The organism is Chryseobacterium indologenes (assembly GCF_002025665.1).
Taxonomy (GTDB): Bacteria; Bacteroidota; Bacteroidia; order Flavobacteriales; family Weeksellaceae; genus Chryseobacterium; species Chryseobacterium metallicongregator.
The window spans coordinates 5,255,841-5,279,270 of the sequence record NZ_CP018786.1 but is presented as its reverse complement, the minus strand read 5'-3'; the positions used below and the strand labels follow the sequence as shown (position 1 = coordinate 5,279,270).

The following is a 23,430-nucleotide window of genomic DNA, read 5'->3' as shown; positions in this document are numbered from 1 at the left end:
CATGAAAATAGCATATATTATCCCATTATTATTTCTAAGCACTTTTATTTATGCTCAGGAAAGTAAAAAAACGGTTCCTGTAGAAGAAGATCAGGCTCTGGTTGTAAAACAGGCAAAAGAACAACAGGCTGCCCAAATTCAGGCCGCTAAGGAAAGAGCTGAAAAAAATGCAGGAAGTACAGGTTTGGCTTCTGATCAAGGTCTGGAGGTAAAAAAACAGGAATCCAAGCCTAAAGCAGCTGCAGATAATTCAGGAAAGCTTCTCCCCAATACAGCAAGTCTTGAAGACATTAAAAAAACAATCCCCAACAGACAGGCATATCACAATACTATAAATTCTAGGAACACAAAAATGACAGTTACCGGGCTGCCTAACACAGCAACCCTGGAAGAAATAAAAAAAACGATTCCAAAAAACTAATGACTCTCAAAAGCTAATAACCGCAAAAAGCTGATAACCAAACTAGATTTTTCAAACAAAGAAGTCCGCTGCAATGCGGACTTTTTATATGATAATAGGCCATTATTAATCCCAGTCAGCAGCTACAAATTTCATTGAATTCCCCTGATCATCGGATAACGTAAGAAAATGTCCCTCGATAGAATAATGAGTCATGGTCTCAATCTTTTTCTGAAAATAGCTTTCAAGATTCATATCCTGACAGGCTTTCATTGTACTTACTCCTTTTGAAAACTTTACTTTTCCTCCTTTTTTAAATTCAGAAACAAAAGACATCCGGTTACATCCCATGTAAGCATTTGCCTGAATTTTACCCTTCATCATATTACCTGTAAGATTCATTTCGGCTTTATTGGCGATCAGTTGATCTCTTGAAAAACCATCCAGTGAAACCAGCATCCATTGTCTTTGAAGGGCAGGATTTTTATCCGACATTACAGAGCAATTCAAAACAACACCTAAAAGTAAAACTGCAAAAAGTGAGAATAGTATCTTTTTCATTCGGATTATCATCCCATTTTCATACCATTCGGGGACAGAATCTCGTAAAAATTAGTAAATTAGCGACACAAAAATTATTTTATAAAATGAAAAGACTATTTCTACTATTCACTTTCTTACTGGGCTTTGCTCAGATGAGGGCGGATGAGGGGATGTGGCTGCTAATGCTCATCAAAAGACTTAACGGTGTTGATATGCAAAAAGAGGGTCTACACCTTACGCCTGAAGAAATTTATTCTGTAAACAATTCAAGTTTAAAGGATGCTATCGTAAGTTTCGGTGGATTCTGTACAGGTGAAATTGTTTCTGATAAAGGACTTATATTTACCAACCACCACTGTGGTTATGGTGCAGTTGCTGCGGCTTCTACACCAGAAAAAGATTATTTGAAGAACGGTTTCTGGGCAATGAAACAGAAAGACGAATTCAATGCAAAGGATCTTTATGTAAGATTTTTAGTGAGAATGGATGATGCTACGCAAAGAATCAATTCTAAACTAAACAACAATATGACCGGAGCAGAGAGAAAAGCTGTTATTGATGCTGAAACAAAAGCAATCCAGACAGAAAACTCTGAAAACGGGAAATATACTGTAGTAGTAAGAGATTTCTTCAATGGAAATGAATTCTACTATTTCGTATATCAGGATTATAAAGATATCAGATTAGTAGGTGCTCCACCTTCATCATTAGGAAAATTCGGGGGAGATACAGACAACTGGGAATGGCCAAGACACACTGCTGACTTTACAGTTTTCAGAGTATATGCTGATGCTGCAGGAAACCCTGCTGAATATTCTCCAAGCAATACTCCTTTGAAGCCTAAGCATTTCCTTCCGGTTTCTCTTAAAGGAATTAAGCCTGGTGACTTCTCGATGATCTTAGGATACCCTGGAAGAACAAACCGTTACCTGACTTCTTACGGAATTCAGCAAATGGTAACTAAAGATTACCCGGCATGGGTTGAAGCTTCTAAATTGGCTATGGATGTAATGAAAAAGTACATGGACAAGGATAAAGCAACTCAGCTTAACTATGCTTCTCAATATGCTTCTGTAGCTAACTACTGGAAAAACAGACAAGGAACTATCGACGCAGTAGAGAAAAACGGAACAATTTCAGACAAGCAAAAGATCGAAGAAACTTACAATAAGTGGGCTGCAATGCCAGGAAACGATCAATACAATGGCGTTTTAGAAGATATTGGCACTTATTATAAGCAAGTATCTGATAGAAATGTTGAAAGAAACTATGCTTCTCAGTTTTCAAGAAATGCAAAATATATTACCCTTGCATTACAAGTAGGTTCTGCACTTAAAGCTTATGCTGCACAGGATATGCAGGGAAGATTAGCAATGAAAGCTAAAACTGAAGCGGCCATCAAAGCTGCTTATGAAAACTTCAATCCATCTTTGGAAGGAGAAATGCTTGCTGCTATGACCAGTCTTTATCAGGCGAGAGTTAAAAACCCTGACGTTGCTTCTGCTACTATTTTAGGGTTAGATGCTAAAACAGTTTCAAATTTAGCTTACTCTTCAATCTTTGCTAATAAGACTTCTGCTACAAACTTCTTATTGAACCCGGATGCTTTGAAACTTGATGCTGATCCACTTTGGAAAGCAGCTAACGGAATTGTTGCTGATCAAAAAATAAGCATGGAAAGATTTGTTAAAATAGATGATAATTTTGCAAAAAACAACCGTATGTTCTTAGCAGGTCTAATGAAGGCTATGCCTGAGAAAAAATTCTATCCGGATGCTAACTCTACTATGAGATTAACTTACGGTACAGTAGATAAATTACCTATCAGAAATGACAGAAACTATTTCGGTATTACGGATAACTACTATACGGATATGACTGGTCTTGTTGGAAAATACAAGAAAGGTGACGAAGAATTCGATCTTCCTCAAAGAGTGATTGATCTTTACAACCTTAAAGATTTCGGACAGTATGCTGATGCTGCAGGATATATGCCTGTAAACTTCCTTTCTAACAACGATATTACAGGAGGTAACTCTGGTTCTCCGGTAATTGATGGAGACGGAAACCTTATCGGTATTGCTTTCGATGGTAACAGTGAAGCATTAAGCGGTGATATTGTATTCGAGCCTGAATGGCAGAAAACCATCAACGTAGACGTTCGTTTTGTTCTTTGGACAATCGATAAATATGCTGGTGCAAGAAGATTAGTTGACGAATTGAAGCTTGTAAGAGATGCAAACACTCCAGCTGATACAAAAACTAAAAACTCAGGTACTACAACAACACCTAAAAAAGTTAAAAAATAATTATCTCATTTGATATATTTTTGAAACCGTGAAATTTACTTTCACGGTTTTTTTATTTTTGATTCTTAAAATATTTCATCATGAAGCTTAACCCTATTGAATTCATAGCCATTATTCAGCAGAACGGAGAAATGAATGCTGCATTTGTAGAATTTCCATTTTCTACAGAGGAATTGTTTCATACAAAAGGACAGGTAAAAATTAAAGCCCTGTTTGATGATAAGATTGAATACCGCGGAAGCCTTGTCAAAATGAAATCCGACTGTCATATTTTAGGACTGACTCAGAAAGTAAGAAAGATGTTGGGTAAGACTTTCGGAGATAAAGTCTCTGTTGCTCTTACTGAAGATAAGGAGGAAAGAGTGGTTGAAATTGCAGATGATATCGCTTCTGTTTTTAATGAAAATCCGGAAGCAAAAGCCTTATTTGACAAGATGAGCTATACTCACAAAAAAGAATACATCCGCTGGATTGAAGAAGCCAAGAAAACGGAAACAAGAGAGAACAGAAAAATAAAAATGATCCAGATGATTCTGGATGGGAAAAAGGGGATATAGACCGCTTTACTTTTCCCTCTCAAAACGATACATTTAAAAAAAATTGAATTAAGAAAATATTTTTTGTCAGGATCTCAAAAAGTAGCCGACTATAGTTACAGATATCAATTGTAACTATAAAAATTTACTTTTATGAACAAATTTATTTTCAGAACATCAATTTTAGCTGCAGCTACTCTAGCTGCATTTTCCTTAACTTCATGCAGTGATTCTAATAACGACATGATGATGGACATCGGTTTTCAAAGATCCATTACTTTTGAAAACGTTGTAACTCCCAAAGATTTTGTAGAAAGCGGAAGTTTTCAGGGAACAGGAACGCCTCCTATTATTTTACCCGGTCAATCTGTTTCTATTAAATTCAGTGCAGGAAAAGCACAGGCTTTAATGTTTGCAACGATGTATGGAGCTTCAAAAGACTGGTTTTTTGCATCCCAGCAGCCGGGTATCAAATTGTTTGATGCTAATGGAAATGCTATTACCGGAGATGTTTCTTCAAGTGTCCGATTGTGGGATAACGGAAGTAAAGATGACACCACAGGGCAGGTTGAAAGCAAGCCCATTATGCAGGTTCCTAATGTCAATGCTTCACAACTTATGAAGCTTAATCTTACTTACAATGACGTAACTTCAGAATTTACCCTGACAATTACCAATACCTCCGGCGGAACAGCCAACGAAACTCCTTTTTCTCCCGGTGTATGGGCAGTTTCCAATTATAATGGATCTCAACTGCTGAACAACGCTCCGTTTTTTACACCTAACGCTTTATCCAATCCTGAAATCACAGATATTGCTCAAATGGGAAATATCAGTAAAATGATGACAAAACTGAATGCCAATACAGGAATTATGACGGGGCTTTCTCCTGCTCTGGTGGTTGTTTATCGTGGTGATAAAAATCCAATTTATGAATTAGGCAAATTAGACAGTGGAATGGGACTGAAAGATATTGCCCAGTTTGGAAATGTAGCCAAACTTCAAAACAGTTTAAAATCTTTACCTAATGTAAAAGGAGTATATGTTGCAGGAAATGCGCCTGTAACTCCTGGAAGTAAGGTAACCACCAACTTTAATGCTGAGCCAGGTGATAAAATTGCCTATGCAACCATGTTTGGCTTTTCCAATGACTGGTTCTATGCCAATGAACAAAGTATTGATGCTAATACTAAAGGAGACCTCAGCTTAAAAACTTCATTATTTGATTCCGGGACTGGTATTGACCAATATCCGGGTGCGGGAAATCATCAGGCATTGTTTGGTGGAACCCCACAAAGTGAAAATAAGACTATTTCCAAGGTAGGAAACTTTTATCCTGTTCCTGCGGTACAGAATGTGATTAAAGTAACAATCAATTAATCTGCAGATAAATAAAAGATCAGACCTTATTGTCTGATCTTTTTTCTTTATAGAAACCTATACCTGATTATAGCTTTAGCTGGCCTTCCAAATATTGTTCTCCTCCTCCATTGGTAACCGTTATAAAACCTTCATATTGGCTTACCTTCACACCCAGATCATTGTTTATTTCCTTAAAATATCCAGCTTTTTCTTTGTTATAGATTGTATCTCCCTGCCAAAGAAATTTTGCAGACTGTCCTGTTTTATTGTGAAATGTAAGAGCTTTCAATGAGTTTGTAAATCCCTCGGATCTAAGATCTACCACTGCACTTTCATTTGCTGCAAAATCTTTAGACAATACAATAATATTATTCATTTATTTTTCTCAGGTTTTCGGTTAATTAAAAGCTGAGCAATACTTTCTCATTGCCCTGATACAAATGTCATTCTCCACTACGACAAAACTTGACGTATTTGCTCGCCAAAAATTAAAAGCCCAAACATATTCTGCCTGAGCTTTTCAATTATTAAAATACTATTCAACCGGAATTCCCAGATATTGTAAATAGGAATCCAACAGTTTTTTATCAAATACCGGTTCCTGAATGCCTGAACCCTTCAAATATTGAATAACATTGGAGCAATCCCATACGTAAGTGTTCTGGTAAAGCTCTACAGTAGATAATCCTTCATGCATATTGTCTCTGAAAAGACTGGTCAACGGATACAAACGGTTTTTACTGTCATCTTCCCATTGTTTTCTCCATTCTTTATAAGGAAGGTCTTTGAGTGTGAAAGGATAATATTTTTTCATGAGTCCAAAGAAGTCTTCCAAAGTAAGATTGGTTTCAGGACGGGCAATCAGGTTGAATTTCTTCCCTATTGCTTCTTTATTTTTCGTGATATGAGCCATGGCTTTCGTCATATAATCTACGGTAATAAGACCTTCTCTAAGCTCAGTGAGCGCGGGATAAGATTTGAATTCTATACAATTTTTCACCAATCCGGACCACCATTGATAAGATGCACTTGCGCCTGTTTTACTGTGACACATGGCATATCCGAGACGGTAAGTAATCAATGGCAGTCCTTCTTTTGCGGCTAAATCAGCAACGGCTTCCATCACCCATTTACTTCTTACATAACCAATATCTTTACTTACAGACATCAGGTTTTGTTCAATATCATCAGATTCCAACATTACTGTTTTTCCTGTAAATACATGCCCCCAGCTGTACACGGAAATGGTTGACAGCAAAGCGAGACATTTTGTTCTTTCTGCTCCTGCCAGTTTGATGATTTCCCTTAGTCCTTCTACATTCGGTGCTTTCATATAAGAATAGGGTTCGATGAAGTTAACTGAGCTTCCGGAGTGGTAAATCAGATCAGTTTGTTGAGCCAGTTTTGTAAATGTTTCTTCTGAAAGCCCTAAAGATGGTAAAGCCAGATCTCCAATAACAGGAATAATTCTTGATTTCTGTTCTACATGTTGAGGAATATGATATTGTTTAAAACACCTGTCAATTTTTTCCATTGCATAAAACTCATCCTGAGCCCTTACGAGACAATAAATATCAGCATTTGTCGTATCAAGAAGCTCCTGTAACAGGTGAATTCCTACAAAACCTGTGACACCTGTTAAAAATATTGTTGCTGGATTTTCCACCTGCTGAGGATCAAATCCACCTGCAAAAACAGTTCCTGGAGCAAGATAAACATCTTTCTGGAGCTCAACATATGGTTCTACATCTTCCATGGGGATTGATTCCCTTGTCTCTTTGGACCTGTTAATAAGAACTTCTGACAGTTGCTGCAATACGGAATACTGATATATATCCCGCAGATACACTTTTACATCCAGCTTTCTTTGTAAAGCAACCGCTACCGTTGCAACCAACAGAGAGTTTCCTCCAATGTCAAAGAAATTATCTGTGATATTGATGACAGGGCGTTCCAATGCAGACGACCAGACATCTGCAATAATTCTTTCGGTTTCGTTGGTTGGTGGCTCAAATGAAATCAATTCTTTAGCTTCTTTGTCGGCCAGATCTTTTAAGACCTGCGTATCTGTTTTTCCATTTGCTGTTAACGGAATTTTATCTATAAAAATAATTTGTGCGGGAATCATGTAGCCCGGAAGCTCTTCTTTCAACGCATTTCGGACTGATGAAATATCTGCTATTGCTCCAGGAGCCAATACAATAAAGGCAATCAGATATTTGGTACTTCCTTCCGTTTCTTTACCAATAACCATAGCTTCTTTAATGTTTTCATGCTGGATCAATGAACGTTCTATCTCTCCGAGTTCCACTCTGAAGCCACGAATTTTTACCTGATTATCAATCCTTCCCAAGAATTCAATATCACCATCCGGATTCCATTTGGCCAAGTCTCCTGTACGGTAGATTTTCTCTGCTTCATTGAATGGGTTAGTTATGAATTTAGCATCAGTAAGTTCTTTATTATTAAGATATCCTTTTGCTAAAAGATTTCCTCCAATACAGAGTTCTCCTACAGCTCCTACAGGCAGCAATTCCTTATTTTCTCCCAAAATAAATGCTTTTGCATTGGCAATCGGCCTGCCTATAGATGAAACATATTTCCCACTAATATCTTTCACTTTTTTATAAGTAGCATATACAGTACATTCTGTGGGACCATAATAATCTACCAGCTCGTAGCTTAATTCTGAAGTAAGCACTGGTTTTAGCTTTTCTCCTCCAGTAAAGAGATATTTCAGTTTCAGATCATAATAATTACCGGAATAATTAACGACAGACGGAGCCAGAACAGAGGGTACAAAACCATGGGTAATCTGATTTCTTCTATAATAATCAAGTAAAGCAAGTGCATCCGTTCTGTCTTCATTATCAGCAATAAAAATAGTGGCTCCGGAAGCAAGAGCAGACCACATTTCCCATACAGAGATATCAAATGCTAACCCTGCAACAAGAGTTAATTTTGAGCTATGATCCACATGAAAATGATGATTATGCCATGTTACCAGATGTTGTATAGCCTGATGGTCCACCATCACACCTTTGGGCTTACCCGTTGAGCCTGAAGTATAAATTGTGTATGCCAGGGCATTCTGATGAATATTAATTCCTGGATATTCTGATGATAAATGATTAAGATTCTCCATATTACTTAGATCAAATACTTTTATCTTTTCAGTTTCTGATAAAAGTTCTCCAAGAATTTGATTGGTAATAATAAGTTCAGCAGAGGTATCAGAAAGAATATATTCTACTCTTTTCACAGGATAAGCAGGGTCTATCGGAACATAGGCTGCACCTGTTTTGATAACTCCAAGTATCGCAATGGCCCATTCCAAAGAACGGTCCAGCCAGATGGGAACATATTTTCCTTCTTTGATACCACGACTCAATAACAGGTTGGCGAGCTGATTGCTTCTATGATCCAACTCTCCGTAAGTAATCTCTTGATCCTGGTAAACCACGGCAGTCTTATCAGGATGGAAGATAGCCTGTTTCCGGAAAAGAGATTCCAAAGTATCTTCATGATGATAATCCCAACCGGTTTTATTGAACCTGTTGAGTAATTTTTCTCTGTCTTCAGAGGACAATAATACTGTTGAACCTGATGACAGACTTTCTAATGAGGGAATGGTGTTTGCCATAATAATTTGATTTGGTTTGGGTTAAAAATTTGTAAAGTGGGATTTCAATTATAGAAAACATCTAAAAAAATAAAGACATGAGGGATAACCACCGTTTATTTACTAAATGTGTTTCTTGTTAGTTTATCAAAACTGAATGATATAGGGTATAAACCTACCTCTCTATGAGAGGGACGGCAGGCCGTATTCAAACGTTATGTATCTATTCGAAAAAGAAGGAAGAGTTTGTTTCATCTATCCTTTATAAGTGGGATACACTTCCTACGTAGTATTTATGAATTTGATTTCCATAATATAATATTTTAAATAATTTGGTAATCAAACTTAACATAATATTTTAACTTATGCGTTACATAATTACTATGTTAACTTCACATATAAGAATTAAACTTATGAAAATAAAACTGAGTATTTAGTTTTAAATCAATTAAATAGAACAAAAATCAAGCGTTCCAGAATTCACGATCCAAACTTCTGTATTGTATGGCTTCGGAAATATGATGGGACAGAATATTTTCGGATTCTTCAAGGTCTGCTATTGTTCGGGCTACTTTAAGGATCCTGTCATAAGCTCTTGCTGAAAGATTGAGTTTCTCCATCGCTAATTTGATGAGGCTGAAAGAGGTTTCATCCAGTTCACAATAGGCTTCAATTTCCTTAGGTCCTATTTGGGCATTACTGCTGATATTGAGGCTTTGATATCTTTTATTCTGAATATCCCTTGCTTTCAAAACCCGCTCTCTGATATCTTTGCTCTTCTCTCCTTTTCTTTTCTCGGAAAGTTGCTCAAATTCTACTTTCTGAACTTCGATATGGATGTCTATTCTATCTAAAAGCGGCCCTGAAAGTTTGTTCATATACCGCTGCATTTCATAAACAGATGAGGTATTATTAGGATCATCGGGAAAGAATCCGCTTGGACTGGGATTCATAGAAGCTACCAACATAAAACTTGCGGGATAGTTTACCGTAAATCTGGCTCTTGAAATCGTTACTTCCCGATCTTCCAAAGGCTGTCTCATGACTTCCAGCACTGTTCTCTTAAATTCGGGCATCTCGTCCAGAAACAAAACCCCGTTATGAGCAAGAGAGATTTCTCCTGGTTGCGGATAACTTCCTCCTCCCACCAGTGCAACATCCGATATGGTATGATGTGGAGATCTGAAAGGACGAACTGTCATCAATGATGTTTCTGTTCCTATTTTCCCGGCTACAGAATGAATTTTTGTTGTTTCCAAAGCTTCTTTCAATGTCAATGGAGGCAAAATACTGGGAACTCTTTTGGCCAGCATTGTCTTTCCGCTTCCGGGTGGACCGATCAGAATAATATTGTGTCCACCAGCTGCAGCCACTTCCATTGCTCTTTTGGCTGTTTCCTGACCTTTAACTTCGGAGAAGTCGAAAGGAAAATCATTAATCCTTTCATGAAATTCTTTTCTGGTATCCAAAATCATTTTCTCAAGAGGCTTTCCTTCGTTAAAAAAATCAATAACCTCTCTGATATTTTCAACTCCGTACACTTCAAGTTCATTGACAATAGCTGCTTCCCTTGCATTTTGTTTGGGCAGGATGATTCCTTTAAAGCCTTCTTCTCTGGATTGGATCGCAATGGGTAAAACACCTTTAATAGGTTGTAAACTTCCGTCCAGTGAAAGCTCTCCCATAATAATATAGTCTTTAACATTCTCAGCGAGTATTTGATCTGAAGCAGTTAAAATACCAATAGCAATACTGAGATCGTAGGCAGAGCCTTCTTTTCTAAGGTCTGCAGGAGCCATATTAATGGTAATTTTCTTTCCAGGAATTTTAAATCCTACATTTTTCAGGGCTGCAGAAATTCTATAACTGCTTTCCTTAATAGCGTTATCAGGAAGCCCTACGAGATGATATCCTACTCCTCCGGTATCTACATTCACTTCAATAGTAATGGTCTGTGCAGCCACTCCATGAATGGCACTTCCATAAATTTTGATCAGCATGGTGTGTTTTTGAAGTAAAAATAAACAATATAATATTTTGAAAATCTGAAAGTTACAAGAATTATTTTCTATAAGAATAAGCATATTTAAAAACATATTAATAAAAGAGCATTGAGGTATCTTCTTCAAAGCTATTAGGATGTCTATGTTGTTCAGATAGCATACATCCTAATAAAAATCAGGTTTTAAGGGAGAAATAAAGTTATCTCTCTGTTTAGAATTAATATAAATAAAGTTATATTTGTGGCTTATTTATTTTTAATAAGACTAAATAGACATAAAATGCAGCAGATCGGTCATAAAAAAACCAAAGGAACCTTCAAAAAATATATTCTGAAAGCTCATTTATGGCTCGGATTATTATCAGGTATCATTGTACTAATAGTTTCGCTGTCAGGTGCATTTTTTGTTTTCAATGAAGATATTACCGCTGCCTTGCGCAAGAAAACGACCTTTCATGGAGAAAAAGATATTCAGCATAAGAAGCCAATTCCTATACGCGAGTTAAAAGATATTGTGAATGCCCAGCTGAAAAATGAAATCGTAAAAACAGATGAAGTCACCATTCCTATAGATCCTGCCCGTTCTTATCAGTTCGGACTGATTAAAGTCAATGAAGAAGGTTGGAATCACTTTAATACCTTTATTGTTTATAAAAACGTTTATGTAAATCAATACACAGGAAAGGTGCTCGCCATATATGATGTAAAAAATAATCCTTTCTTCATATGCATGACTCTGCACCGCTCATTGCTGCTAAGCAATAAAATTGGCGGTACTATCGTGGGAATATCTACTATCATCTTTGTCATAATGCTGATTACGGGAATTATCCTATGGTGGCCGAAGAATAAAAAAATGCGTCAACAGCGTTTATGGTTCCGTTGGGAGAAGGTAAAAGGCTGGCGACGTAAAAATTACGATGTACACAATATCCTTGGGTTTTATGCCTCTTTTCTTGCGATTGTTGTAGCTATCACGGGCATTATGTATTCATTTCGTATTACGCAAGTTTGGGTATATGCATTACTGAATGGCTTTTCCACTGCTACCCCAGATTACAGTCAATATAAAACAACCGCTCCGGAATCTGTGGAGACTGCAACAACTATAGACCGTATTATAGAACAGGTAAAAACTCATTATCCTCAAGCTTATTCTTTTGGAATTGATCTGGAAGACCATGCTGAAGCAGATCACAAACACGATAATTTAAGTATCTGGATCAAGGATAGAGAGTTTACTTATGCCGAGTCTTCGATGATGATTTTCGATGAGCATTCCGGGAAGCTTTTATTTAACCATCCCCACGAAGACAAACCTATGGCTGAAAGAGCTACAGATGCTACGTATGATCTTCATGTAGGAGCTTTTTTCGGAATGCCCGGAAAAATTCTGGCCTTTATCATGAGTTTATTCTGTGCCTCATTGCCCATAACCGGATTTATGATCTGGTGGGGAAGAAAAAATAAAAAAAAACCAACAACCTAAATCTATTATCATGAAGAAACACTATATATGGCTCCCTTTAATGGCGAGCCTGAATGCTTACGGACAGACAGAAAGTCAAAACGATTCTTTACAGACAGATAAAATCTCAGAGATTAGTGGCATTGTAGTAAAAGGAAGTAAAGCCGTTTTTCAGCAAAAAGCTGATAAAATGATTTTTAATGTAGAGAATAGTGTATTGTCTGATGGTACAACAGTTTTGGAGTTGCTTGGAAAAACCCCTGGTGTGGTAGTTTCGCAAGAAGGTGAACTGTCATTACGGGGCAAAAAAGGAGTAAGTGTAATGATTAATGGTAAGCTGAGCTCGCTCTCTGCAAAGGAACTTGCTAACCTGTTGCGTTCTACCAATTCCACACTGGTAAAAAATATTGAAATAATTGCCAATCCTTCCTCTAAATATGATGCTGCGGGAAATGCCGGCATCATTAATATTGTACTGAAAAAAAGCTCATCAGAAGGACTGAGCGGCAACTATTATCTGAACGGAGGAAGAGGCCGTAAAAACAGGATAAATACCGGATTAAGTCTGAACTATACTCACAATAAACTCTCTCTGCACGGAGATTACAGCTATACTTTTCGTGGGGAAGAAGAAAAACGGGACTTTAGTCAGATTTTCTTCGATGAAAAACAACCTCAGCAAATGACCCGGAGAACAGATCAGAACTCCATGACCAATGAGCCTTTAACTTCTAATAACTTTAAGTTTGGTGCTGATTATGCTTTTAGTGACAAAACAACTATTGGGGCTTTATTTGATGCTAAGATAGGACGATATGAAGATTTTTCGAAGGGAGAAAACAGAATATTTCAGCCAACAGATAACCTGTTTGCTCATATACTTTCAGATAATAAAAGCAAGGAAAACTGGTACGATTATACCTATAATTTAAAAGGTACGCATATCTTCAATGACAAGGATTATAAGGTAGATGTGGATCTTGAATACGAAACTTCACGTTTTTCTTCCCGTCAGAATCAGATTTCAGATGTATTGGTGAATCTGGGAACAGAGAAATTCAACAACAGAAGAGGCAACATTGCTTCCCGCCTGAAAGTTTTCAATGCTAAGGTAGATTTTACGTTGCCTTTCAGCGAAATGCATAATCTGGAAACAGGATTAAAGTCAACTATAAAGTCTAATAATAATCCTTCGGAGTATTTTATACAACAGGATAATGAATGGATTAATGATGATAAAGCAAGTAATGAATATGCATACAAAGAGCAGATACATGCATTGTATGCCAACTACAAACTTAATCTGACGAAATGGACATTTCAGCTGGGGTTGAGAACAGAAATAACCCATACAGATATCAACCAGAAAACTTCCCAGGAACAACGAAAAAGAGATTATACCAACCTTTTCCCAAGCGCATCCATCAAATACCAGATGAATGATCAACATGGATTTTATGCCTCATACAGTAAAAGAATCAACAGACCAAGCCACTTCGATTTGAATCCGTTTCGTTTTTATGATGATCCTTTCAACTACTGGCAAGGAAACCCGAATCTGAATCCGGAATTTACCCACGCAACAGAATTGGGATATACCTGGGGCAAATACATTATTGCATCAGCTTATTTTAGTGTTACAAATGATGTCATGACGGAAGTATACAATTATCAGCCAGACACAGGAATCCTTGTAAAAACACAGGACAATCTAAACAAGTCTTATGTGTATGGTGCCAATATTACAGCCACTACAAAGCTTTTTAAATGGTGGTCGCTTACTTCTATGCTGAATGTATTCAATAGTGAATATAAGGGTAATTATCAGAATTACTCTGTCAACAGTTCACAACTGGCATTTACGTTGAACGCACAAAATAGCTTCAGCATTGCAAAAGGATTGAAAGCAGAGGCTAATGGACAGTATTTTTCAAAATCTAATATTGGCCTGTTTATCCGTGATGCTTATTTTGACCTGACACTAGGGGTTTCTAAAACATTATTAAAGGATAAAGCAACCGTAAAACTTGCAGTAACGGATTTATTAAAGACCAATAATTACCGTGTAACAGGAAATAACTTCAGCTCTACCATCCGACAAAAATACAATCTGGACAGCCGGGTGGTAACGCTGTCATTCAATTATAAGCTTTAAAAGAAATAAAACCTCTTAGACGGCTTAGAATAATCGGTAATCATTTAACAAAAAGCCGGTTCTCAAAAATTTTGAGAACCGGCTTTTAATCAAATCAATATTCTATATTTTCTACGAAATTTATATGCTATAATCAGTCATATAATTTATCGAAACGGGCAAATCCGGAAATACTGTTGGGAAGCTTCATTCCTTTAGTTATTTTATCCGTTTGCTGATCATAAATCCAGACATAGTTTCCTCCTTTACTGGCATTTACAGCGATGTATAATTTGTTATTCTGAACAAACATCCCTTGTTCGTAAGGTTCGTCTCCCGGCAATTCGTCCAGAACCCTTACCAACTGCTTCGTTTCGATATCTATAATAGCATACCGACCATTGTAGCTGCCTCCTAATGCAGGATCACGATACAGCACTACCATTTTATTGTTCCCAATGTAATCGATAACTGTTTCCAGGGGCTTGTTCCCTACAAGATTGGTAAGATTAATCTGATATCCTGCATCCGGCGAAGTTGCGCCTTTGAGAGCCCTGAAAAGGAAAATATCACTTGTCCCAGCTCCTGCACGAGGAAAACATGTATAATAAAAAGCTTCCTTATCTTTTGTAAAAGTTGTTTTGAAATAAGGAGAACCATTGGCTACTCCAGAACTTCGGTTATCCGTTATGGAATTTTTTACTTTGAAGGTGTTATAATCTATTACAGCAAAATTGTAATATTCAGGAGTGAGCCATTTGCCATCGCGGAAGCTGTATTGCAAATAGATCTGTCCATCCATATAGGTCATAGCGCCCAGTGAATAAAAGTTATAAGCATTTGGGAAAGGCTGAAATCCTTCAATCTCACCCTGACGGATAATACTAAGGTCAGCAGCATTGAAAACGGTATATCGTATATGCTGACCATCTCCTGTATCTCCAACAATAACCAAAGTATTATTATCTATCCAAACATAGCTGGTAATGTCACTGATATAGGTATAAGGCACTTCTTTTACAGTTGTCAGCCTATCCTGTGTATATTTAAATTTTTTGAAGATCCCCTGATCGGTTTTATAGTTGTAGATAAAGCCATTTTTTACAATATAGGAGTAAGTTCCTTTGGAGTTAATTTCATCTCCTTCTTTGGTAATATCCATTTCACCTTTTGTCAGGTCATTGGTAGCTGTCATGTAATGTACAGTATTGGGCCAGCTTCCGAGAGCGGAAAGTAAAAAATATTTATAGTCTTTTTCGCCACTTTCAGAGTCACCGAAACCAGGTTCGCGTTCGCAGCTAAAAATGGTTAAACATGCAAGCATTAAAAGTATACTGTTTTTGAAATATTTTGTCATGATCTTTTACTTAAGTAGGTATCTGAATTTTAAATAGAAAGCACGTCCCTGCTTCTGAAGTTTGAAGTTGTCATATGCCAGTGCATCCCCAACGTTGCTTACATCGAACGCCAGATTATACCTCCCGTTCTTCATGGAATAGCTTATCCCTATGTTATGAAGCGTTTGTCTTGGAATAATCGGAATGTTGCGTGGATTTCCATAAGATTTCCAGTTTTTGTAGAACCATTCTGTCATCTGCAGTCCGTAGTAAAGCTCTATCCTGCTGTCTTTCTGAAACCAGTCGTCTTTACCCACGCTTACATTTACATTTCCAAATAACCAGGGCTGGTTGGGAACATCTTTTTTATAAGTAGCCGAAACGACATCTTCACTATTGTTGGCAAATTTTGTATTGTCATAAGCTTTGTTGTAACTCACATTCATTAACACGTTCAGGAGTCTTTTATATTGGTAACTGATCTCTCCTTCAAGCCCTCGTGTAAAGATATTAGACAGGTTTTCATATTTGAAAGTACTGTTATATAAATTGGGAACGGTATAAATAAAATCCTTTGTATCCCGAATATACCCTGCCCCTTCTATACGAAACGCATGCTGCCCCCAATGGTGGCCATAGTACAAACCCACGTTTACATTATTACTGGTTTCAGGCTTCAGATCCATATTACTGGTTACAGCAACCCCGTCTCCGAAAATTTCCTGTGGTTCTACCAAACGATAAGAACGTTCAAAAGATCCTTTTATTCCTAATCCTTTTGTAATTTTCACAGTGGTAGCAAAACCATAGCCCCAGCTGCTAAAATTGTCTTTTGCCGGATTATCTGTTCTGGTTACCGGATCGAAAATCATTTTCTGAAGTCCTACCTGATAGTATTTAGCAAAGAAAATATTAGTCCAATGCTTATTGAAAAACTCCTGTTGATAAGCCATAGACAAGATCTGTTTGGTCATCTTTGCCGGAGGTACATTCTTTTTTTCCTCTTCAAGTTGATTGAATGTGGTATTCTTAAGATAGTCTAGTACATAATTGAAAATGAGCTTGTGATGCTCAACTACTTTGTAAGTAGCTCCTACCTGTGAGTAAAGACGGTCTTCATGCTGCATGATGATCGTTCTTCCTCCTTTTTCACTTGTAGCTGAAGGTTCAAAAGTGTTATCCCAGCTGTATTTACGCATAAGCGTATCTGTTGCTTTCTGAACACTTTTTGAGAAACCGGCATACACATTCACATCCAGATGATCATTGAACAGACCTGTTTTTTTATACTTCATAAAGTAATTATGAGCCTGTCCGTTTTGCTTTACCCCACCATATACTACTTCCTGATTGGAACCGGTCTGAATCTGTTTATCAAAAACGGATTGTGACATTCCTACAAAGAAAGAATCTGCCCAGCTTTTGTTTTCCAACCCTACTTCAGCCATCCCAAAAACAGATTGATATCTGTCATTAAAACGTTTCAGGTCTTTTAACTCATATTCGTTTTTAGCAGCATTCCAGATTTTCATATCTTTCATCAGATAGTTGTTATCCGAATGGTTATAAAAACTGTTGATACGCATGATAATTCCGGTTTTGTCATCTTTAAACTGTCCATTCAGATTGATACGCTGTGTATTAAAAGAACCAAGACTTATACTTGCATCCAGGTAATTTTTGCTGCTTGACGGCGTAATGATATTGACCGCTCCACCCATAGCATCTGTACTTAAATGGATAGGAACTACGCCTTTATAGATCTCTACACGATCAGCCATATTTACAGGTAACGTACTCAGATCCACTCCTTTTCCAAGCATTTCCAAAGGAACACCATCGATAAAAAATTTCACAGCTTTACCAGACATTCCATTGATAGAGAAGTTATAATCGGAACCTATACCACCCTGTTGGCGAACTTTAATCCCTGTTGTTCTGTTCAGAACCTGGTTAAGATCTGCCGTGGTATTGGCCAATTTGGCAACATCTATAGCATTAACCGTAAAAGCACCGTCTTGCAGTGCTTTTACTTTACCTTTGCCGTGTACTACAACTTCTTGCACAGCCGCATGATCATCAGCTAACTGAATAATTACCGGAGATACTTTGCTACCGAAGTTTATTTTCTTTTTGAGTTTTTTGTAGCCATCCAGGCTGAAGACCAATGTAGCTTCTCCTTTTTTGTAACTCAACTTGAAATTTCCGTCTTGATCGGTTTTTGTATTTATTTTTGTGTTTTCAACAAAAATGTTTACTCCATTTAATCCCTGCATTGCGTGATTCTGTACAGCTCCCTGAACTGTAAAATCAGCATCCTGTGCTTTAATGAGGGAAATTGTAAGGGTAAAAATGAGAAAGATAAAAATACGCTGATACAATTTCATTATTTATAATTATTATAAATAGCAAAATTAAAGGTTCACTTGTAAACTCCCAAAGGAAAAAGGATTTTATTTTTAATTGTTCTAATTATAATTAATATCATTTTACTTATAAATCCTTTTTAAAATTGTAACAGGCTTACATTCAGATATAAATATAAAAGCATTCTATAATTTATTTTTGTCTGCATGAAAAAAGTCATGTGGAAAGCAAAACATTCCGCTAAAGCATATTCGTCCTATAGATCTAAAAGAAAGAATCAGCTATTAAATAGCTGATTCTTGTAATTGAGTAATTATTAATCTTTCTTTTCCTCTATCATTTAATAAGCTAAAGAAATTCCTGCTCCCCATCCCATATCACTGTCATAGTGGGTACGAATACTTACATTTTTATTAAGAATATACTTCAATTCGGTCATGTATTCTTTGTCGGTATTGACCATAAAACCTCCTCTCAAACGTTTTGAGATTGGAATGTCTTCCCTCATCAACTGTAAACGAACAATACCGTCATGATATACTTCTGCCTGAAAGTTCACAAGCATCGGAAGAGTATACACAAAACCTAAGCTGACCGCTCTTCGGGTATCTTTTTCGTTCTTTTGTCCAAAGATATTTTTCTCCTGTTCATCAATTCCCATTTTTCTATAACGGAAGTCGAATCCTACAAATGGCATAAACCACTGCATCTTCCCGATGTATCTTCCCAAATGCGTTTCCACTTCATATCCGTGCATATCATTATAACCTAAACGCCATTCTGTAGAGAGGTTCCATCTTGCGGTCTGAAGCATTGCATCCCCGTCATTTCCATTGGTTGCAAAGTCATTCTGAATCATAAAATGAGGCATATTGCTTTCTCTCTGAAGCATGTTATAGGCTTCTTTTTTGTCTGGTAAATAAGGATTTTTATAATCATCTACCGCAAAAACCCTGTTCATTCCTGCCATCATATGATAAAGGATATGGCAGTGGAAGAACCAGTCTCCTTCTTCATTAGCCTGAAATTCAATTGTATCGGTTTCCATTGGCATAACGTCCAGTACATTTTTCAGAGGAGACTTTTCTCCTTTGCCATTAATTACCCTGAAGTCAAAACCATGTAAATGCATCGGATGCCTCATCATGGAATTATTATAGATAGTGATCCGTAATATCTCTCCTTTTTTTACAGGAATTTTATCGGTTTCAGATAAGATTTTATTATCCATACTCCACACATAGCGGTTCATGTTTCCGGTGAGGGTAAATTTTAATTCCTTTACGGGAGCATCTTTAGGAAGTTCTGTGTTATAAGGAGATTGCAGCATGGCATAATTTAGGGTTTTAATACTACCTAAAGCATTGGCATTATACCTGTTGCTATCCATATTCATTTCCTTATCCATTCCTTTATCTGCACTCATATTGTGCTGGCTGTGATCCTGTTTCTTCTTCCCTTCACCTGTGATCTCAGGGTACATCACCACATTCATATCCATTTGATTAAGGCTCATTTTCATACCCATATCATTCAGGTCTCCATTCATTTTCATCATGTCATTCATCATTTTCATTGCTTCAAAGTATTTAAGTTTGGGAAGAGGAGAAATGAGTTGTTTGATTCCATTACCAACGAAGTAACTTGCAGATTGGGTTCTGTCTTCTGTAGTGGCTAAAAATTCATAGGCAACACCATCCTGAGGAATAGTTACTACGACATCATAGGTTTCAGAAACAGCAATAATCAGTCTGTCTACTTCTACCGGTTCCACATCGTTACCATCATTGGCCACAACGGTAATTTTACCTCCTGCATAACGTAACCAAAAATAGGAAGAGGCTCCTCCGTTTGAGATTCTTAAACGTACTTTATCTCCTGCTTTTAGTTTTTTGCCGTGTACAGTTTTTAAATCTGTACTGTTATTTCCATTGATTAACACTTTATCATAATACACATCACTTACATCCATGGCCAGCATGCGTTTCCATTCATTAGTCAATTTTGTTTTAAAGTGACCTTCCTTAATGGCTTCCACGTAAGACTGTGTAGCGTTTTTTTTAATGGCCGCCCAGTCATTTGCGTTATGCAGCATTCTGTTGATATTATCCGGATTCAGGTTCGTCCATTCGCTTAGAATAATAGGAACGGTCGGCAGATCATCAATCCCTTTTCTGAAGGTCTTGTCATCTTCTCTTTTTTTCATGATGAAGCTTCCATACATTCCAATCTGCTCCTGAAGCCCGGAATGGGAATGATACCAGTGTGTTCCGTGTTGAATAATCGGGAAACGATAGGTATAAGTAGCTCCTGGCTTTATAGGTTTTTGCGTCAGCCAAGGCACTCCATCTTCTTTATTGGGTAAAAATACTCCATGCCAATGCAGTGATGTACTTTCTTTCAGCTGATTGTGGACTACAACTTCTGCGGTATCTCCTTCTGTAAAGGTAAGCGTAGGCATTGGTATCTGTCCGTTAACAGCGATGGCTCTTTTTTCTTTTCCGGCGTAGCTGACCAGTGTATCTTTTACATACAACTCATATCGTACTACTTTCTGTGCTAAAATCCCTTGCCAGCAAAAGAAAATCAAAACCGCCTGAAGTAATCTTATGGTGATATTCTGAGGTATATTCATTGTATTATTTTTATTCATAAACTTTGCTCTGCTCTTTTAACCATTCGGTCATTATTTTAATTTCGTTATCACTCAGTTTTGCTTTTCTGTGCATTAGAGTGTAAGACGACAATGGCATTTGTCTGTTTATAATCTGTTCTTTTATTGAATTCAACAATCTTTCCTGCTTCCGGTTGGAATAGGTTTCCCATTCACTGAAATTCAGGTCATTTTTCGCCTCTTTAATATGGTTTTCTACAAGTAATCTTGCAGGCTGTATATAATCGTACCAGACATAATCGGTGTTATTACTATGACAGTCATAACAGGAATTCCGAAACAACGTTTGTACTTCAGCCGGCATTTTATATACTCTTGTAAAATCTTTTGTAACAGCCTTTCCTTTATCCATATTAAAGGCGGGCTGATACAGTTGTATTGCAATAAAAAGAGACAGAACAAATACCAAAACTCTTTTCAGTATTTGTTTCATTCTCAGAACTCTTTTTTCACAGAACCACAGCTCAACATCTGATTTCCATAATAAGGATTTTTGATGGCTTTGGTTTCACTGATCCATACCGCTCCTTTCCCGTCATTATACATTGGGCAATAATCCTGATACAGTTTTTGTGAACTGCCAAATAAGGCAATAAGATCCGAAACATCCTTACTTAATGAAGCCAGATGCTCACGCTGATGATCAATTTTTCCGGCATTATCACCGATATGTTCAGCGTTTTCCTTTGCGTTGTCTGCTATTTCCTGATATTCTTTCTGCTTCCCGGAAGGAATACTTTTCACATCCACATTCTTGATAGTCGCCAGCAATTTTTTTCCTGCATTGGCAGCTCCTTTGTCATTGTCTGCAACAAGTGCATTTTTAAGGGCTAAATAATCTTTAACAATAGGTTCAATGCTAAAGTTTTGGGTTTGAGTCTCTGTTTTAACCGGTTCAGTTTTCTGAGACTGAGCACTTACCGGTTTAGCAGAAACAACTGAATCCTGTAATGATGATGTCTTTGTTTCAGATACGGATGCGCTGTCCTGTGTTTTTAGCTCAGTGTTTTTATTTGGAGATCTTTTGCAGGAAATTACGGCTGTTAATATGATGATTGATACTATTATATGTTTCATTGTTTTGATACTTACTTATTAAAAATTTTATTATTTATTGTTAATCGTTTCCTGAACACTGCCACAGGTAAGCATTTTGGACCCGTAAAACGGATTTTTGATAGCTTCTTCTTTGCTAAGCCAGTTTGCTCCTTTTCCATTATTAAACATTGGGCAATGCTGGTAATACACCGTTTCGCTCTGTTTTGAAATTTTGGTAAGGGCATACATATTTTCGGACAGAAGTGCAAAAGTGCCTCTTTGTTTTTCAATGTCTTTAGTAGTTGCTATCTTTTCTGCCTGTGCTGTCAGTTCTTTTAAAACTTTCATCCAAACGGTATGTTCTTCATTGGAAAGTTTTCCCATTTCAACATTCTGAATGGACTTTACCAGAGAGGAAGCTTTAGCAGATGAGGTTCCTGCATCAGTATTTACCAGTGCATCTTTTAAAGAAAAATAATTGTCAAAAACTGCTTTAAGCTGAGATTCGTTTTTATTTTCAGAAGTGTTGGCCTGAATCATTTTGCTGTGATCATGATTGGCGTGTTCATTATTCATATTCATTCCCTGATCTTTATTCATGCTGGCAGGTTTTAGCTCTCTTTTGTATTGGCAGCAGCCTGGTAGCTTACTGTAAGCATCGTCCGGAGCTAAGAATTTTTCACTGTCATAACCAGCTAATGCAATTCGCTTTAGTATTTCTTCCTGATTTGTTTTTTGGGCATCATAATTCAGGGTAGCCATTTTTGTATCTTCATTCCATTCTACAGATGAAATATTTTTTAGATTCCCGGCTTTTTCGATATTGGTTTTACACATATCGCAGTTGCCGTATATTTTTACCGTCTCTGTCTTTGCATTTTTTATCTGTGCAAAGCCTATGGTGTATGATAGTAATGCAGTGATTACCATCAATATTTTTGATAATGATTTCATTTTTTGATTTTTAAAAATTGATAATTGGAATACAACAGATTGTCCGAAAACAAAAGTTTGCTTTCGACAAGACCTATTTCTGGCTGTACGGCCAGGTAATTATCCTATTTTGGGAGGTTGCCAGATAGAAGAAAACCCTGAAGAATAATAGGTTTGAGTAAAACTAAATTTAAGTTTCATTTCTTCTCTGAAATGATTTTTGATTTTCAGATCGGCCATAACAGGAAGTCCTGTTAATGAGATCACAGTTCCGCATCGGCAGGAATTATGTTTGCATTTGCCATTGCAGTCATTATGGTTTTTATCTTTTTTACAAAAACCGGGTTTACAGCAGAATTTATCTGATAAGCTGCTGGTCTGACACTTATAACCTAAGGTTTGATCCTTTTTGATATCTTTCTTTGTGCACGCAAAGCCTAAGTTCGGTACTAAGAAAAGCACCAGACACAGGATAAGAATGTGGCCGATATGTTTGTTATAAGGTTTCAACCAAACAAAGTTACAACATTTATGATTTATATCTTTTTTTATGAAATAATTTTTATAAAATTTTCTGCAAGTTTATATTATTTATAAGAAACACAATGTATCCCTGAAAAGAAAATTCCTCAGGGAAAGCTTGCAACAAAGGAATTTATCTCATCATAGAATAAAAAAAACCGGTACAAAAAAAATTGTACCGAC

Annotated in this window: 17 protein-coding genes; 6 read left to right on the top strand and 11 right to left on the bottom strand. The window is 37.0% G+C overall.

Annotation, left to right across the window (positions count from 1 at the left end; genetic code table 11):
* Position 1 precedes the first annotated feature (1 nt).
* Positions 2-421 (top strand): hypothetical protein, encoded by a 420-nt coding sequence (locus BUE84_RS23895; protein WP_079243795.1) that lies wholly within the window; start codon positions 2-4, stop codon positions 419-421.
* Positions 422-526: 105 nt separating this feature from the next.
* Here BUE84_RS23895 and BUE84_RS23890 read toward each other — a convergent pair whose 3' ends face one another.
* Positions 527-961: an META domain-containing protein gene (locus BUE84_RS23890; RefSeq protein ID WP_238594323.1), complete on the bottom strand. Its 435-nt coding sequence runs from the start codon at positions 959-961 to the stop codon at positions 527-529.
* An 86-nt stretch (positions 962-1,047) separates the two neighbouring features.
* Here BUE84_RS23890 and BUE84_RS23885 point away from each other — a divergent pair, with 86 nt between their 5' ends.
* The 3 genes from BUE84_RS23885 (at position 1,048) to BUE84_RS23875 (ending at position 5,168) form a co-directional block, all read left to right on the top strand.
* The gene (locus tag BUE84_RS23885; protein ID WP_079243794.1) at positions 1,048-3,252 is read left to right on the top strand and encodes a S46 family peptidase; all 2,205 of its coding nucleotides are present in this window, start codon (positions 1,048-1,050) and stop codon (positions 3,250-3,252) included.
* Positions 3,253-3,332: 80 nt separating this feature from the next.
* Positions 3,333-3,809, top strand: coding sequence for a YdeI/OmpD-associated family protein (locus BUE84_RS23880; protein ID WP_079243793.1), 477 nt, complete (start codon positions 3,333-3,335; stop codon positions 3,807-3,809).
* Positions 3,810-3,941: 132 nt separating this feature from the next.
* Positions 3,942-5,168, top strand: a complete 1,227-nt coding sequence (locus BUE84_RS23875; RefSeq protein WP_079243792.1) for a spondin domain-containing protein — start codon at positions 3,942-3,944, stop codon at positions 5,166-5,168.
* A gap of 67 nt (positions 5,169-5,235) precedes the next feature.
* Here the strand turns inward: BUE84_RS23875 and BUE84_RS23870 are convergent, their stop codons facing one another.
* The 3 genes from BUE84_RS23870 to BUE84_RS23860 form a co-directional block, all read right to left on the bottom strand.
* A complete protein-coding gene (locus BUE84_RS23870; protein ID WP_079243791.1) occupies positions 5,236-5,526 on the bottom strand; it encodes a hypothetical protein in 291 nt (96 codons plus the stop codon).
* A 159-nt stretch (positions 5,527-5,685) separates the two neighbouring features.
* Positions 5,686-8,793: a non-ribosomal peptide synthetase gene (locus BUE84_RS23865; RefSeq protein WP_079243790.1), complete on the bottom strand. Its 3,108-nt coding sequence runs from the start codon at positions 8,791-8,793 to the stop codon at positions 5,686-5,688.
* A gap of 443 nt (positions 8,794-9,236) precedes the next feature.
* Positions 9,237-10,772, bottom strand: a complete 1,536-nt coding sequence (locus tag BUE84_RS23860; protein WP_079244034.1) for a YifB family Mg chelatase-like AAA ATPase — start codon at positions 10,770-10,772, stop codon at positions 9,237-9,239.
* A gap of 282 nt (positions 10,773-11,054) precedes the next feature.
* Between BUE84_RS23860 and BUE84_RS23855 the strand changes: the two genes are divergently transcribed.
* Positions 11,055-12,263, top strand: a complete 1,209-nt coding sequence (locus BUE84_RS23855) for a PepSY-associated TM helix domain-containing protein (RefSeq protein ID WP_079243789.1) — start codon at positions 11,055-11,057, stop codon at positions 12,261-12,263.
* Positions 12,264-12,273: 10 nt separating this feature from the next.
* Positions 12,274-14,397 carry a TonB-dependent receptor domain-containing protein gene (locus tag BUE84_RS23850; RefSeq protein ID WP_079243788.1) on the top strand — a complete coding sequence of 708 codons (2,124 nt, stop codon included), beginning with the start codon at positions 12,274-12,276 and terminating at the stop codon, positions 14,395-14,397.
* Positions 14,398-14,530: 133 nt separating this feature from the next.
* On the opposite strand, the gene BUE84_RS23845 is transcribed toward BUE84_RS23850, so the two are convergent.
* The 7 genes from BUE84_RS23845 to BUE84_RS23815 form a co-directional block, all read right to left on the bottom strand.
* Positions 14,531-15,733, bottom strand: a complete 1,203-nt coding sequence (locus BUE84_RS23845; RefSeq protein ID WP_079243787.1) for a hypothetical protein — start codon at positions 15,731-15,733, stop codon at positions 14,531-14,533.
* Between the two features lie 6 nt (positions 15,734-15,739).
* On the bottom strand, positions 15,740-18,100 hold the full coding sequence (locus tag BUE84_RS23840; RefSeq protein ID WP_079243786.1) for a TonB-dependent receptor: 2,361 nt from the start codon (positions 18,098-18,100) through the stop codon (positions 15,740-15,742).
* A gap of 320 nt (positions 18,101-18,420) precedes the next feature.
* Positions 18,421-20,715 (bottom strand): multicopper oxidase domain-containing protein, encoded by a 2,295-nt coding sequence (locus BUE84_RS23835; RefSeq protein WP_079244033.1) that lies wholly within the window; start codon positions 20,713-20,715, stop codon positions 18,421-18,423.
* 10 nt (positions 20,716-20,725) lie between these two features.
* Complete coding sequence (locus BUE84_RS23830) at positions 20,726-21,187, bottom strand: heme-binding domain-containing protein (protein ID WP_079243785.1); 462 nt, start codon at positions 21,185-21,187, stop codon at positions 20,726-20,728.
* A 2-nt stretch (positions 21,188-21,189) separates the two neighbouring features.
* The gene (locus BUE84_RS23825; protein ID WP_099049869.1) at positions 21,190-21,831 is read right to left on the bottom strand and encodes a DUF3347 domain-containing protein; all 642 of its coding nucleotides are present in this window, start codon (positions 21,829-21,831) and stop codon (positions 21,190-21,192) included.
* A 30-nt stretch (positions 21,832-21,861) separates the two neighbouring features.
* Complete coding sequence (locus BUE84_RS23820; RefSeq protein WP_079243783.1) at positions 21,862-22,746, bottom strand: DUF3347 domain-containing protein; 885 nt, start codon at positions 22,744-22,746, stop codon at positions 21,862-21,864.
* Between the two features lie 99 nt (positions 22,747-22,845).
* On the bottom strand, positions 22,846-23,235 hold the full coding sequence (locus BUE84_RS23815; protein ID WP_079243782.1) for a hypothetical protein: 390 nt from the start codon (positions 23,233-23,235) through the stop codon (positions 22,846-22,848).
* Positions 23,236-23,430 lie beyond the last annotated feature (195 nt).